This window comes from Zarconia navalis LEGE 11467 (genome assembly GCF_015207075.1).
GTDB classification, from domain to species: Bacteria; Cyanobacteriota; Cyanobacteriia; order Cyanobacteriales; family Geitlerinemataceae; genus Zarconia; species Zarconia navalis.
In genome coordinates this window covers 1-13,994 of record NZ_JADEXN010000064.1, presented here as the reverse complement: position 1 = coordinate 13,994, position 13,994 = coordinate 1, and the positions used below count along the sequence as shown (strand labels likewise).

Genomic DNA, 13,994 nt, shown 5'->3' with positions numbered 1-13,994 from the left:
GTGACTTCGACGTTTTCGGAAATGGTAGGCGGAACGGGCGGTGGTGGGGGAATCGCCGGTCCAATTTCTGTGGGCAGTGGGGGTAGCTCGGCGATCGCTTCACCGTCTAGAGGTGGCAGAGAAAGCGGTACTTCTTCAATGCTCGCTCCTGGCTCTGAAGCGATCGAGTCTCCGTTTACCGGACCACCGGGCGTTCCGGCTGTAGATCCTTCTGGCCCGCTGATTCCCAGCTCGGATGGACTCAACTGAGCGATCGCGTTGTCGTTCGGCGGTACGAATAGCGTCGGCTGAGTGGGTAGAGGCTCGGCAACCTGAGCCACTGTGGGGGGCAGTGGGGGTAGAGAAACAGCCGGTTGACCCCCCGTTCTGGTTCCGCCGCCGCCACCGTTCGTGGCAGCGGTTCCGGTTCCGGTTCCAGTTCCGGTTCCGCCGCCGCCACCGTTCGTGGCAGCGGTTCCGGTTCCCGCGCCCGTTCCACCGCCTGTCGTTTGAGGAGCGGTGGCAACCGTTGGCGATCCTTCCTCTGGAGATTCTAGGGTTTCGACAAGTTCGACCGGTAGCACGTCAAAGGGATTTTCCGGTGCGTTATTAATTCTAGACTGCACTTCCTGAGCGCGCTCGTCTGGATTGGTCGAGTTGATCAATCCAGCCGGTGCGGCTGTGGTGCGGGGTTCGGTTTCTGGTGCGGTTGGCTCTGCCGAGAAAGGCTCTACCGGCACGCCTTCGCCCTCTTCAGCGACTTCTTCGATGGTCGTGGGTTCCTCTTCGGTGGTGGCGGCATCCTCAGAGTCAGATCCGCAGCCCCCAATTCCTACAATCCCAAGGGAAAGTAGGAGGAGCCAAGTAGCCAGTGAGCGGTGAGACATGGTCGATCCCTTTGAGCGCTGTTCGTTGAGCACGAGAACTATTCTTCCAAGATAACTCGATCGTGTTACTTGTGAGTTATTCCAATTAATATACCTAAAATTGATGAAAAGTTGTTCTCTGGTTGCCCCGGCAAAAATCAATCTTTACCTGGAAATTATTGGAGATCGACCCGACGGATATCACGAACTGGTGATGGTGATGCAAAGTATCGCCCTTGCCGATCGCGTTGAGTTGCGAACTCTCGCAGGAGAACCCACTCGTGTTTGTTGCGACCATCCGGAGGTTCCCACCGACGATCGCAACTTAGCCGCACGAGCGGCAATGCTGATGGCCCAGCGATTTCCCGAAGCGTCCCGACGCTGGGGTGGGGTAGAAATTACCATCGACAAACAAATCCCGGTGGCGGCTGGTTTGGCCGGAGGTTCGACGGATGCGGCGGCGACGCTCGTCGGCTTGAATCTCCTCTGGGATTTGGGATTGACGGTATCCGAGCTACAAGACCTCGGGGCGTTCTTGGGTTCGGATGTCCCATTTTGTATTGAAGGAGGAACAGCTCTGGCAACAGGCCGCGGGGAAAAAATCTCTCCCTTACCCACAGTTGAGGGATTGTACCTAGTGCTGGGGAAATATCGCAGCTTACAAGTGTCTACTGCTTGGGCTTACCAAACTTTTCGCGAACAATTCGGAGATCGCTATATCTCTGACGAAGCAGGGTTAGAAGAGCGTCGGCAACGGGTACATTCCGGGCCTATGGTTTCGGCGATCGCTCGGCACGATCTGTCTAAAATTGGCAACGAGCTGTATAACGATTTAGAGCGGGTGGTTTTACCCGTTTATCCCCAAGTGGTTCAGTTGCGCGATACCCTGGTTCGACAAGGAGCCGCCAGTGGTGTTTTGGGAGTGATGATGTCCGGTTCCGGGCCGAGCGTCTTTGCCGGTGTTGAATCGGAAGCCCAGGCACAGCGGGTACGAGAGGAAACCGCACGGGCGATTCCCAATCCGGATCTGGAGCTGTGGGCAACCCAAGCCATTCCCACAGGGATTGATGCGATCTCCTCGTGACGGACTCCCTGAAAATCGATCGTGCTACCTGCAATCTCGAACATCGAGAACCTCCAAGATGCGATCGACCGTGGATGGAAAATAAGACTTTGGGAACCGGACGTGGGACAATTGGACAAATTCCTGACGCGAAAACCGCAAACTCCATACTTCATCCTGCGCCCTTCCCCATGACGCAAACTCCAGATAAGCAATCCGATCGGCCAAAAAGCGTTTTACGCTGTTTCACCGGTTCCCTCATTTCTGGCACGATCGCCTCGGCTGCCTATGGTCTGACTCGTTCGATCTCGGCAACCTTTGCTGCCAAACCGATTCATTCGGAGAATTTGACGGCGATTAAGATTTCGATCGCCGTTCGGACTCTGGTAATGGGAATGTGTGCCTTAGCCACTTTTGTCTTTGCTCTCTCGGCGTTGGGGTTATTGGCTTTGGGAATTCAACGACTGGTGCAGCAGTTTGCTAAAGCCGAAAATGTCAAACCCTAAGCAGTCTGTGGGTTTAAGCTGTGCGCTCGTGGAGTTGGAACGGCACTACCCCGTCCGAATAGAGGTCACCGATCGCAGGATTACCCCGACCAAATGCCCCAAAATTAGTGTAGCGGACTACTAGAAACGTTAGATTGTCGTTTGTAGAGACGGATTGAGAGAGTATCTTTGGCTCTGTGCGTTTTTCCGTCGGGATTTCTTCGGGATGATGTCTGAAATCGTCGGACATTCATAAATTCGACCGCGATCGAAATTGGGCGATCGACCCCAGTTTTGCGATCGCCATTACTCTACACCCTGCCTCAACTCACAACCTGCATTTTTTTCCAGGGACTTATGACTGCTGAAATTATTTGTATTGGCACCGAACTTCTCCTGGGCAATATCCTCAACGGCAATGCTCGATATATTGCCGAGCAACTGGCCGATTTGGGCATTCCTCACTACTACCAAACCGTCGTTGGCGACAATCCCACTCGTATCAAACAAGTCCTCGAAGTGGCAGCGGGGCGATCGAACATCCTCATCTTTACCGGAGGACTCGGCCCGACACCGGACGATCTGACCACTGAAACCCTAGCGGATTTTTTCGCAACCCCTCTGGTGGAGCGAGCGGAAATTATCGCGGATATTACCGAGAAATTTGCCCATCGAGGACGGACGATGTCCCCTTCCAATCGCAAACAAGCACTCTTGCCAGAAGGAGCGCAAATCTTGCCCAACTCCGTCGGCAGCGCCCCCGGTATCATTTGGAATCCTCGTGAGACCCTAACCGTACTGACATTTCCCGGTGTTCCGGCCGAGATGAAGCACATGTGGCAAGAGACCGCAATCCCCTATCTCAAAAGCCAAGGATGGGGCAAGCAAGGCTTTTACAGTCGCACCCTCAAATTTTGGGGAATTTCCGAGTCGGAATTGGCCGAGAAAGCTGGGGCACTGCTCGATTCGACCAACCCAACCGTTGCCCCCTATGCCAATTTTGGGGAAGTGAAGCTGCGAATTTCGGCAAAAGCCAGTTCGCAAGCCGCAGCCGACGATTTAATCGATCCGGTGGAGAGGCAGTTACGAGATATTGGCGGTCGTCATTACTACGGAAAAGATGAAGAAACTTTAGCCTCAGTCGTAGGTCGTTTGTTGCTCAATGCCGGTGAAACCCTTGCGGTAGCTGAGTCCTGTACTGGTGGCGGATTGGGTCAGATGCTTACGGAGATTCCTGGTAGTTCTCAATATTTTTGGGGAGGGGCGATCGCCTACGACAATCGCGTTAAAGTGGCTTTACTCGGTGTTGACTCCGAGGACTTGGCAACCCACGGGGCGGTTTCGGACCTAGTTGCCCAACAAATGGCTGCTGGCGTGCGGTCTCGTTTGGGGACGAGTTGGGGATTGAGCGTTACCGGAATTGCCGGGCCCGGTGGCGGCACGATCGCTAAGCCAGTCGGACTCGTATACATCGGTGTGGCCGATCCCCAAGGTCGATCCCAGAGCTTTGAGTATCGCTTCGGTCAAACGCGGGGACGGGCTTGGGTGCGTCTGGTGAGTGCTTGTAGCGCTCTCGATCGCTTGCGATGCTCGATCGACATGCAATAAAGAAAAAAAATGAAATGAGTATAAATGCTGTAAATGCTGCACAATCGTCGTTACAGCCGTCAGTCAACCCCTGTATTCCCGTGGTTCGACTCGTGATTTCACGTAGGGGACTTTGAAGATTTGGAATTATTCGTTATGATAAATAACATAGATATGAATATGCTAATGTCTCCACTCAGATACTTGCGTACTGTAGCTGGAGAATAGCGCAGAATCAAATCAAGGAGCTATCTCATTGATGGATTATATTGACACAATTTTAGATCAGCTCAAAGAATGGGCACGTAAAATCACTGATGCATTGCTCGGTCCAGAGACTGCACCCGAGCCAGAACCCATTCCTGTCCCCGTTCGCGATCGCGCTTCGTTTTAGTTCTAATAAAATCCTTTGGAATCTAAAAGTCGGCTCAATATCTTAGTGATTCACGGGCCTAACTTAAATCTGCTCGGTCAACGAGAAACCAATATATATGGTAGTACGACCCTAGGGCAAATTAACGATTTATTAGAGCGAGAAGCTCAATCTCTGGATGTCAGTGTTTCTACGATCCAGTCTAACAGCGAAGGGGAACTCGTTGATGCAATTCAGTCGTGTCTGGGAAAATACCAGGGTTCGATTTTGAATGCAGCAGCTTATACTCACACGAGCGTGGCAATCCGCGACGCTATCGCTGCGGTAAGTTTACCTACGGTGGAAGTTCATTTGAGTAATATATACCGTCGAGAGTCTTTCCGGCATCATTCGTATATTGCTCCTGTGGTTCTCGGACAAATTAGTGGATTTGGTGCTCGAAGCTATCTGTTGGGTCTACACGCTCTGGTGGGTTATTTAAAAGATTCAAATCTTTTCATATCGCGCTCTCCATCTTAGATTGAATTCCCACCCTTTTTTACTTCCCTTCTCCAACCTCCAAGAGAAGGGAGTTATCTTGTTAAGTTTTCCCTGAGTGCCGATCGAACGTGTCGTCCATAGGCTATTCATTGTTATATCGGTTTCGCGGTGCGATCGCCGGAGCTGTCCTTGGAAAAATGTGGGCTTTGCGAGTCGCATCGTTTCCGGGAAAGGGGTTGTGGGCGTTGGAGCGATCGATCGACTTTCGAGAGCTAAACAGATCGCATCCATTTGGAAACGCAGACTTAGTCGACCTCATCTCCAAACAGCTCATTGAAAACGGGCGGTTGATGTTAGATGAAGATTCCGCAGCGAGTCTTACAATTCCCTGGGCAGATGGGAATACCGCACAACTCGATGCTGATGTTTGGGTGGCGCTCTTACCCATTGTTCTCTTTTTTCACGAAGATGATGCTCGACTCGCATCTAACCTGCAACAGGTTACAGCCACGTGGAAATTTTCGTCGGAAGCGACGGAAACGGTTCTGGGGGCGGGATATGCGATCGCCCTCGCCCTGCGAGAAGCTCTAAATCCGGCCGCGTTGGTTCCTCAAACCCTCAATTACTTAAATATCTTCGAGCGGGACGCTCTTTCGCTTCAATTCCCCAATCTGCTGCAAACGCTGCTCGATCGAGGATCGAGTTTAGAGTCGGTTAAGGGATTACTCGGACAGCAAACCTCGCGACAAAATCGATCTTCATCCTGCACGCCAGCGGCAGCATTGGCATTTTACTGCTTTCTGGAGACTCCAGAAGACTTTCGCGTTTGCCTGATGCGATCGCTGCAAGCCCAATACCAACCGCAACTGGTGGCGACGATCGCCGGGGCGATCGTCGGGGCTTACAATGGTTACGAAGGTATTCCCCTGTCCTGGCGCATGGCTTTGAACCCCGAGAGCGAATCCAAAAGCGAGGGGCTAGCGACTCAACTCTGGGCGGCATGGTCTGGCATTTGCGACCCCACACAGTCTCTCGATAAGTTAGAGAAGATGGCAGCAGTAACCGCTCCGGGAGTGCTGCGCCCTCGTTAGTCTTGGTGTTTGACTTGTGAATAGAGATAGTGGCGCTAGCTTTGTGAGTCTGAGTAGACTAACGCTCGAAATCGTTCGTTATCCTGAATCCTGTCAAAATCGGGATTGCACTTTGCTTCTTTTCGGCAGCGACGAGGGGCAATATCGATCGCTTTTTGCACATTTTCGATCGCCCCATCGATTTCTCCTTGCAAGGCATAGTAAGCTAATGTGCAGTTAATGTGTAGATGCTCAACTTGTTTGGAAGCGATCGAACCCTCTCTCCCTCTCCCCTCATCTCCCCCTCGAACTACATATACAAGTTAAATGCTTGACAGCTTATTTTGTATTTTGCCTAGATTTCCAGTTTACCGATTTCTCTGAGCTACGGTCCGCCAAAAACCGCATCTTCCACGTCTTGACGACTGAGAGAATATTTAAACGATCGCTGAATTTCCCGTTCCGAGCCATCCACGTCGTAAACTACCGTAATTTGGTCGGTATCGAGCCAGAGTTGAGCTTTCCAGTTCGATTTTTCGAGCCACCAATGATTGAGTTCTTGGCGATCCTGTTGGCAACCTCGCTCTCGCAACCAGCTTTCGAGTTCGGGAAGAGGATGGTTGTATAGAGGGGTATCGGCAGAAGGCATGGACATAAAATTTTTAGAGAGTATCAAATTTGGGAAACACGAGCAAAGCAGCAGCCACTTGAGTTAGAGGGGATCGCCTCGAAGATAGGCGATCGAAATTGCCAGCAGCAAACAGCCGATTAGGGTTAAACCCATCAGAAATAAGACAAAAACCTCGCCAGAAGAAAGCGGGCGTTCGGTGGGGTCGAGGTATGCCGAATCCCGAATCGGACTCGATGAGTCTTCCGGTCGATCGAGTTCTGACGGTCGCGGAAACCCAGCTTGGGAGTGGCGAATCCGTTCGTCGTAAACCGCACGACGTTCCCGATTGCCTAGGGTTGCATAGGCCTCGTTCAATTGCTGAAATTTGGGGGTTGCCACGGAAAGGGGGAGTTCGGTCGTATCTGGATGATAGCGCTTGCTTAGCTTCCTGTACGCCCGTCGGATCTCGAAAGCCGATGCAGATGGATGTAGACCTAGTACGGTATAGTAGCGAGCGGCCAACACTGCGCATCGAAAGTCTTGGTAACGTCCCTGTTGATGAGTTCGGCTTCTGTGGTGAGTCACAGCACATTCCACGCGACTTACTTTCAGATCGCAAAGATCCCAACTTGCGCTGAATTTCCCGGTTCCCTGACTCAGGAAGCACGTTTACGCCATGGTGGGTCTTTTCGTTTGTCAGATGGGTCTAATTTTTGGTAACTATCCCTATTATACGGGGTTTCAATGCGATCTCTAGAATACGTGGAAGCAACTAAACTCGCTCCGAGCTTAAACTTTAGAGCGAGCTAAAAAATGATTTTAACGATTTTGACGAGTCAACTCGGTTCGAGAGCCAAAAACGATCGCGTTGGCAACAGCTCGTACTCGATATTCGACTTGAGGGAAATTGCCAGAGAACCTAGAGCGATCGATTTTCGATCCCTGGAGAAAATTAACCTCAAACCCTGACCCGACCAGGGCAAAAACTCAGTTTCGATCGAATTTTCGATCGAGGCTCGAAGGAAACATTCAACCATCGGTCGAGCCTCAAGTCTTCTTAAATTAGGCAACCCACTTCTGAGCGACGAGTTCGGCCAGGTCTACCACTCGTTGGGAATAGCCCCATTCGTTGTCGTACCAAGCAACAACTTTCACCAAATCTCCATCCATGACCATCGTTAGACTTGCATCGACGATGGACGAGGCATCGTTCCCCCGATAGTCGCAAGACACTAAGGGGAGATCGCTATAGGCAAGAACTCCCTTCATCGGGCCTTCAGAGGCGGCCTGGAGAACTTCGTTAACCTGCTCGGCAAAGGTCTTTTTCTCAACCTGAGCGACTAAGTCCACGACGGAAACATTCGGCGTCGGGACGCGCATGGCAATTCCGTTCAATTTGCCTTTGAGGTCTGGAATGACTAAAGCCACAGCCTTGGCTGCTCCCGTCGAGGTCGGCACGATATTCATTGCCGCAGCTCTCGCCCGTCGGACATCTCGGTGGCTCGCATCGAGCAACCGCTGGTCGCCGGTATAGCTGTGGGTGGTGGTCATCGCACCTTTGATAATGCCGAAGTTATCGTTGAGCACTTTGGTGAACGGAGCCATACAGTTGGTCGTACAACTGGCATTACTGACGACGTTCTGAGCTTCGTGGGTGTAGTCTTGGTGATTGACCCCCATCACAAAGGTCCCAATATTGCCACCTTTACCTGGGGCCGTAATCAGAACTTTTTTCGCACCGGCTTGTAAGTGCTTGGAAGCTCCTTCTTCGGTCACGAACACGCCTGTCGATTCAATGACTAAATCGATGTCCCATTCTTTCCAAGGCAAGTTTAACGGGTTGCGATCGCTGACGCATTTTACGGTCTTGCCATTAACGGTAATCGAGTTGCTATCGGCGCTAACATCTGCATTTAGCGTCCCCAGCATCGTGTCGTACTTTAGCAAGTGAGCGTTCGTTTTCGGATCTGAGGTATCGTTTACCCCAATTAAATCTAATTGACTGTTTTCTCGGGTCAGCCAGCACCGCAAAAAGTTGCGTCCGATGCGTCCAAAACCATTGATCGCGACTCTGATCACCTTGTACCTCCTAACTATGGCAACCCCTACGATCGAGGGGAAAAAGATTTTTGTTCGTTCTAGATCTTCACTCTCATTCGCAATGGCAAAATCGAGCTAGCGAGCTTCTTCTAAGTGGGATAAAACCGAAGAAGAATACTAGAAAAAAGCATTTGAGATTCTTTAATAATCCTTATCATATCGCAAAGGTCGACCAAGTTCGCATAGCATCAGCTCGGATCGATCGAGCGCGGGGATCGAAGGTTGGAGAACCCATTGCACATCGGCGATCGCAACCCAAACTTTCGATGCGGCCCTGGAGTTTTTCCTCAAACGCGAGCCTGTCGAGCTGAATGTTCGTGGGGTGCGATCGGTTGAGATTCGGTCAGTGACGATCCGATCGGAGAATCAACAACGGACTTGAGGTTTTCTGCATTCGATCTCGCCCCCATCTTTCGATACACCATCTTAGGGTGTTGGGGGAATCGATATTATCGCGTAGCGCGCTCGCGTACCTACAAATCTAAAGTATTCGAGAATTGTCTCAAATCCAGATGAGACTGTTCTTTTGACCTTCTTTCCTTCAGTTCGCGCGCGCGCGGCACGATTCGGTTCGCTGAAGACATTCCCCGCGACTCCGGCTTACTATAGAAGTATGGTGAACTCGATGGCTTTGCTTTCTTGAATCGACAAACGTCATGTTATACATGATTATGTCAATAAAAACGAGCGATCGCCATTCATCTCATCAAAGGAACAAAATCAATCGATCCCGCTTGCCATGGGATGGAGTTCGAGCAGTTCGGACGCAATTCGTAAAAATGCATTAACCCAATTCTAGTATTTTTCCGGAAAAGCTTCCCTCGGTACTGTATCTGAACCGCAGTACCTAATTTCAATCGAGATAGACAACTCGATATCTAATAAGGAGAAGGAAAACGATCGATGTGTTCTTTTCCAGACAGAGCCGAATTCCAATCCACCCAAGCCGGTTCTGTTTGCGTAAATTTACCCAACGCGCTATCGCAAAACATTAATTCTTGATATGATATCGCGTGACATTGGTGTGGTGTGGTGTGATAGGAGCAATAATGCCGAATTCTGTTGACTTAAGCGGCAGGCCATTTCACTTTATTGGTATCGGTGGAATTGGTATGTCAGCTTTAGCTTATATTTTAGCCAAACGCCAGCTCCCCGTGTATGGTTCGGATATTCGAGCCAACCACATTACTCAAAGATTGCAGGATCTGGGCGCTCATATTTTTTGGAACCAAAAAGCCAGTAATCTAGACGAATTTAAAAATCACAATCGAGATCGTCAGCGCCCAGATTTTTCCACTGGAGAAAGTGGCAGTAGTTTGGCGGCGTCTCTTGCGACACCCGAGGGTCAACCAACACCCAAAGTAGCGGATTGTCTCCCACAAGTTATTTGTTCGAGCGCGATCGATCCGACGAATGAGGAATATCGCGCGGCTTTAGAGCTGGGCTGTCCGATTTTCCATCGTTCGGATTTGCTAGCAGCTCTGATACAGGAGTACCAGAGCATTGCGATCGCCGGAACTCACGGCAAAACCACCACCAGTAGCATGGTGGGGTTCGTGTTGCTGCGATCGGGCTTAGATCCGACGATTGTCGTGGGGGGCGAAGTGAAAGCCTGGGACGGAAACGCTCGTTTGGGTCGAGGGAAACATCTGATAGCCGAAGCGGACGAATCGGACGGTTCTCTGGTTAAATTCGCACCTAAAATCGGCACGATCGTCAACATCGAACTCGATCATCCCGATCGCTATGCCAATCTCGATGAAGTGGTCGATATCTTCCACACTTTTGCCAACCGTTGTGAAATCCTGGTGGGTTGTTGGGATTGCCCGGTGGTTCGAGAACGGTTCGATCCCCAGATTCGCTACAGTCTAGACCCCAAATCCGGTGCTGAGTATACCGTCGACATGGTGGCTTACAATGCAGGCGGAACGACGGCTCGGGTTTGGGAACGAGGCAAAGTTCTGGGGAATCTAAAGCTCGGGGTTTTGGGAAAACACAACCTCAGCAACGCTCTAGCAGCGGTTGCCATCGCTCGCTCGCTCGAAATCGAATTTGCGGCGATCGCCGATGCTCTGGCTGATTTTGAAGGGGCGCGTCGTCGTTTCGAACTGCGCGGGCGTGCTAATGGGATTTGGTTTATCGATGACTACGCTCATCACCCCAGTGAAATTCAGGCAACGCTGGCGGCCGCTCGCCTGAGAGTGGGAACCGAAAACCAGAGTCCCAAAAGGGTTGTAGCAATTTTTCAACCCCACCGCTACAGTCGCACTCAAACCTTTTTATCAGAATTTGCTTCGTCTTTTGGCGATGCAGATGTCGTCGTGGTGAGCGATGTCTATGGCGCGGGGGAATCGAAGGTCGAAGCGTTTGGAGGCGAACGAGTTGCCCGAGCGATTTCCGAGCGTCACAGACAGGTAAACTACTGGCCCACGCTAGATCGAATCGAAACCGGATTGCAGGAAGTTTTGCAACCGGGAGATTTCGTCATCTTTTTAGGTGCGGGAAATCTCAATCAAGTTATTCCCAAAGCGGTGGAATTTCACCGACAAGTTGAGTTCAGTGGTGCGTTGTGAGTTTTGCGATTTACTCTCAAAACCTAAATCCAACTTCGTAGAATCCAAAATCTATTGGTAATGACTCTTTCATACAACTGGCTTCCAACTCCAACCCAAACGCGCAATGTTCCGGTTACGACGTCCCCCATTTATCTATCAGAAACTGGGTGTCCCATATACCCTCAATATCCCCTGGCCAAGCTGACGTCTTTTAAAGTTGGGGGACCTGCCCAATGGTGCATGAATCCCAAACGAATTGAAGATTTGCAAGCGGGGCTGATCTGGGCCGATGCCGAAGGTTTACCCGTGACCCGTTTGGGCGCGGGTTCTAACTTACTGGTGAGCGATCGCGGTTTGTCGGGTTTGGTGATTTGCACTCGCCATCTCCGTCATACTCATTTCGACCCGGATTCCGGTCAACTGAGTGTTGCCGCTGGAGAATATCTACCTCGTTTGGCTTGGGCTGCTGCCGATCTCGGGTGGAGTGGCTTGGAATGGGCCGTGGGCATTCCCGGTACTGTAGGCGGTGCAGTGGTGATGAATGCTGGCGCTCACCGTTCCTGTATCGCAGATTTGCTCGTGAACGCTCACGTTCTATCCCCGAATGGAAAGCTAGAAATCTTGACTCCAGAAGAATTGGCGTATCGATATCGGACTTCGATGTTGCAAAGCGATTCTCGGTTCGTGGTACGAGCCACCTTCCAACTCAAACCCGGCTACAATCGAGCGGACGTTCGGAAACTCACCCGCGAGCAAATGCACAAGCGACGAACTTCTCAACCCTACCACCGACCGAGTTGTGGAAGCGTATTTCGCAATCCTACGGCTCATACGGCGGGATGGTTGATCGAGCAAACAGGTCTCAAAGGTCATACGATTGGTGGCGCACAGGTCGCCGAGCGGCACGCAAACTTCATTCTCAACTGCGGGGGCGCGACGGCGAGCGATATTTTCCGCTTAATCCGTCACGTGCAAGAACAAGTCGAACGGAATTGGCAACTTCGCCTCGAACCCGAAGTCCGAATGTTGGGAGAGTTTCAACACGTGTAATAACGATGAAGTTGCCGAGGGGCATTGGTGAAAGGTTAAGGAAGATCGCTCGTTTATCGATCGAAGGAGCGATCTCTAGGTTGTGGAGACGAGTCAATTAGCTCAGTCCGAGCAAGCGCTTGAGTCGATCGCAACTCTCCTCAATCCGCCACCAGCGGGTAAAATCCTTTACCCGATCGCCTTTTGGTAGCATCGATAGGCTTCTTCATCGAAACAGACGAAGATAACTTTTTCTGGCGTATCCTGCTGCTTGAGAAACATGACCGCAGCCTCTAAAGCGATCGTCGCGGCTCGATCGAGAGGCCAGCCTAAATTTCCCGTCCCGATCGCCGGAAATGCCAGGGTTTGAACCTTTTTTTGCTGTGCCAATACCAAGCAGTTGCGGTAGCACTGAGCTAGTTTTTCTGCGTCCCCTTGTTGCCCTCCGTTCCAAGCTGGGGCAACGGTGTGAATCGTCCACTTTGCCGGTAGGTTGTAGCCTGGAGTGATGTGAGCGTCTCCGGTTTGGCAAGGGGGAAGCTGCTCGCACGCCTCGCGTAACTCGGGGCCTGCTGCAGTATGAATCGCCCCATCCAAGCCATTCGTGCCTGGAGTATAGTGCGGCGAGGTATTATTGACGATCGCATCGACTTGCTGCTCGGTAATATCCCCCAAAACAACCTCCAGCCGATGCTTGACTACTTTTTTGAACTGATGCAGGTAGTAGTCGGAACTGCCTGATTGGTGCATACTGCGCGCTCGGGCGTGGGATTGGTAACGGGCGGCTTTGCGCGATATCTTGATGTTTCCCACTTGGATATCGGTTTCTAAACTCCGCAAGGCTTCTACTTCTCTAGCCATTTCTGGAGACTTCGGTGCCATAACCCGAAATTGTACTTGTGCGCCGGAGAGTAACTGAGTTGCCCCATCGCGATCGCCGCGATCGATGTATTTGACGGCTTCGGCTTTCGCCCGTGCCGCTTCTAGCAGCGCCACCTGTTCTCGTACTTCGTCGCTAAAAGGCAACTCGTCCAACTGCGCCCCTGGCATTGCGGATAAATTCAACGACACCTGCATCGTTTGCCGTTGGGCAATATCGGGATCGTCCCACCAGAGACGAAAATGACACAAATCGATCGCTTCGGGGGTGGGGGAAACTTTCAAGCGCAATGCCACAATAAAAGGATTCCCCAATACCAAATTGGGCAACTGATACTCTCCCTGGCGAGAAATTTCAAAATCGTTGAAGACATCGAGCAGTTCCACATCCCCTTGAGGTTCCACCCGCAATCGGACGTTACGCCCGCAGGTGGCGATGATGCCCTGGAGTTCGGTGCCGAAAATATCGGGTAAATCCTTGGGGGAATCGATGTAATAGTAGTTGCCATCGCCGCAACCCGCCATGGATTCGAGCAAATCTTCGTTGTAATCGTTCCCCACTCCCATCGTGGTGGTGCTCACTCCCCGTTGCGCCAGTCCTCGCACGTCAGAACCAATGACATCGGGATTGGTTTCGCCTCGGTTTGCCAATCCGTCGGAGAGCAAGATGACGCGATTGAGGTGTTGGGAATTCAGGTGTTGGGAGACTTGTACGCCCCCTTCCACCCATCCCGCATGCAACGCTGTCATGTTTCTCGGTTGGATGTGCTGGATCTGGCGAATAATTTCAGCTTTCTGGGTTGCCAGGGTGCTCGGAACGAGGGTATCGATGCGGTCGTCGTAGATAGTGACGCTGATGCGATCGCTTGGTAGAAGTTGCTCGACAGCGTAAACCGCAGCTTTGCGAGCGTACTGGAT

General features: G+C 51.5%; 14 protein-coding genes and 1 pseudogene. 8 read left to right on the top strand and 7 right to left on the bottom strand.

Features of this window, described 5'->3' with window-relative positions; all coding sequences use genetic code 11:
• A pseudogene (locus IQ235_RS05400) lies at positions 1 to 866 on the bottom strand (hypothetical protein); the annotation flags it as partial.
• Between the two features lie 103 nt (positions 867 to 969).
• Between IQ235_RS05400 and ispE the strand changes: the two are divergent.
• From ispE to IQ235_RS05370, 6 genes are all read left to right on the top strand, one after another.
• A complete protein-coding gene (gene ispE / locus IQ235_RS05395) occupies positions 970 to 1,929 on the top strand; it encodes a 4-(cytidine 5'-diphospho)-2-C-methyl-D-erythritol kinase (protein WP_264320471.1) in 960 nt (319 codons plus the stop codon).
• A complete protein-coding gene (locus IQ235_RS18835) occupies positions 1,926 to 2,414 on the top strand; it encodes a DUF3082 domain-containing protein (protein ID WP_319592547.1) in 489 nt (162 codons plus the stop codon). Before ispE ends, IQ235_RS18835 begins: the two co-directional genes overlap by 4 nt.
• A 336-nt stretch (positions 2,415 to 2,750) precedes the next feature.
• A complete protein-coding gene (locus IQ235_RS05385) occupies positions 2,751 to 4,001 on the top strand; it encodes a competence/damage-inducible protein A (RefSeq protein ID WP_264320470.1) in 1,251 nt (416 codons plus the stop codon).
• A 238-nt stretch (positions 4,002 to 4,239) separates the two neighbouring features.
• Positions 4,240 to 4,374, top strand: coding sequence for a hypothetical protein (locus tag IQ235_RS05380; protein ID WP_264320469.1), 135 nt, complete (start codon positions 4,240 to 4,242; stop codon positions 4,372 to 4,374).
• 15 nt (positions 4,375 to 4,389) lie between these two features.
• Positions 4,390 to 4,872, top strand: coding sequence for a type II 3-dehydroquinate dehydratase (gene aroQ, locus IQ235_RS05375; RefSeq protein ID WP_264320468.1), 483 nt, complete (start codon positions 4,390 to 4,392; stop codon positions 4,870 to 4,872).
• 110 nt (positions 4,873 to 4,982) lie between these two features.
• Positions 4,983 to 5,924, top strand: coding sequence for an ADP-ribosylglycohydrolase family protein (locus IQ235_RS05370; protein ID WP_264320467.1), 942 nt, complete (start codon positions 4,983 to 4,985; stop codon positions 5,922 to 5,924).
• 35 nt (positions 5,925 to 5,959) lie between these two features.
• On the opposite strand, the gene IQ235_RS05365 is transcribed toward IQ235_RS05370, so the two are convergent.
• The 5 genes from IQ235_RS05365 to IQ235_RS05345 all read right to left on the bottom strand — a co-directional run bounded on the left by IQ235_RS05365 (position 5,960) and on the right by IQ235_RS05345 (position 8,592).
• Positions 5,960 to 6,118, bottom strand: coding sequence for a TPR end-of-group domain-containing protein (locus IQ235_RS05365; protein WP_264320466.1), 159 nt, complete (start codon positions 6,116 to 6,118; stop codon positions 5,960 to 5,962).
• 170 nt (positions 6,119 to 6,288) lie between these two features.
• A complete protein-coding gene (locus tag IQ235_RS05360; protein WP_264320465.1) occupies positions 6,289 to 6,558 on the bottom strand; it encodes a DUF3143 domain-containing protein in 270 nt (89 codons plus the stop codon).
• A gap of 57 nt (positions 6,559 to 6,615) precedes the next feature.
• Positions 6,616 to 7,038, bottom strand: coding sequence for a J domain-containing protein (locus IQ235_RS05355; protein WP_405196644.1), 423 nt, complete (start codon positions 7,036 to 7,038; stop codon positions 6,616 to 6,618).
• 311 nt (positions 7,039 to 7,349) lie between these two features.
• Positions 7,350 to 7,550 (bottom strand): hypothetical protein, encoded by a 201-nt coding sequence (locus tag IQ235_RS05350; protein ID WP_264320463.1) that lies wholly within the window; start codon positions 7,548 to 7,550, stop codon positions 7,350 to 7,352.
• Positions 7,551 to 7,575: 25 nt separating this feature from the next.
• Entirely contained in the window at positions 7,576 to 8,592 is a 1,017-nt protein-coding gene (locus IQ235_RS05345; RefSeq protein ID WP_264320462.1) for a type I glyceraldehyde-3-phosphate dehydrogenase, read from the bottom strand.
• A gap of 1,070 nt (positions 8,593 to 9,662) precedes the next feature.
• Between IQ235_RS05345 and murC the strand changes: the two genes are divergently transcribed.
• Positions 9,663 to 11,186 carry a UDP-N-acetylmuramate--L-alanine ligase gene (gene murC, locus IQ235_RS05340; RefSeq protein ID WP_264320461.1) on the top strand — a complete coding sequence of 508 codons (1,524 nt, stop codon included), beginning with the start codon at positions 9,663 to 9,665 and terminating at the stop codon, positions 11,184 to 11,186.
• 54 nt (positions 11,187 to 11,240) lie between these two features.
• Positions 11,241 to 12,218, top strand: coding sequence for a UDP-N-acetylmuramate dehydrogenase (gene murB, locus IQ235_RS05335; protein WP_405196643.1), 978 nt, complete (start codon positions 11,241 to 11,243; stop codon positions 12,216 to 12,218).
• 168 nt (positions 12,219 to 12,386) lie between these two features.
• On the opposite strand, the gene IQ235_RS05330 is transcribed toward murB, so the two are convergent.
• Positions 12,387 to 13,994: macro domain-containing protein (locus tag IQ235_RS05330; RefSeq protein WP_264320460.1), on the bottom strand; the 1,608-nt coding region annotated here is incomplete at its 5' end.

Excerpts from the sequence above, each read along its gene's own strand:
- IQ235_RS05380 (WP_264320469.1), top strand. The coding sequence starts at position 4,240 with ATGGATTATATTGACACAATTTTAGATCAGCTCAAAGAATGGGCACGT.
- ispE (WP_264320471.1), top strand. The coding sequence starts at position 970 with ATGAAAAGTTGTTCTCTGGTTGCCCCGGCAAAAATCAATCTTTACCTG.
- IQ235_RS05360 (WP_264320465.1), bottom strand. The coding sequence starts at position 6,558 with ATGTCCATGCCTTCTGCCGATACCCCTCTATACAACCATCCTCTTCCC.
- murC (WP_264320461.1), top strand. The coding sequence starts at position 9,663 with ATGCCGAATTCTGTTGACTTAAGCGGCAGGCCATTTCACTTTATTGGT.
- IQ235_RS05385 (WP_264320470.1), top strand. The coding sequence starts at position 2,751 with ATGACTGCTGAAATTATTTGTATTGGCACCGAACTTCTCCTGGGCAAT.
- IQ235_RS05350 (WP_264320463.1), bottom strand. The coding sequence starts at position 7,550 with ATGGTTGAATGTTTCCTTCGAGCCTCGATCGAAAATTCGATCGAAACT.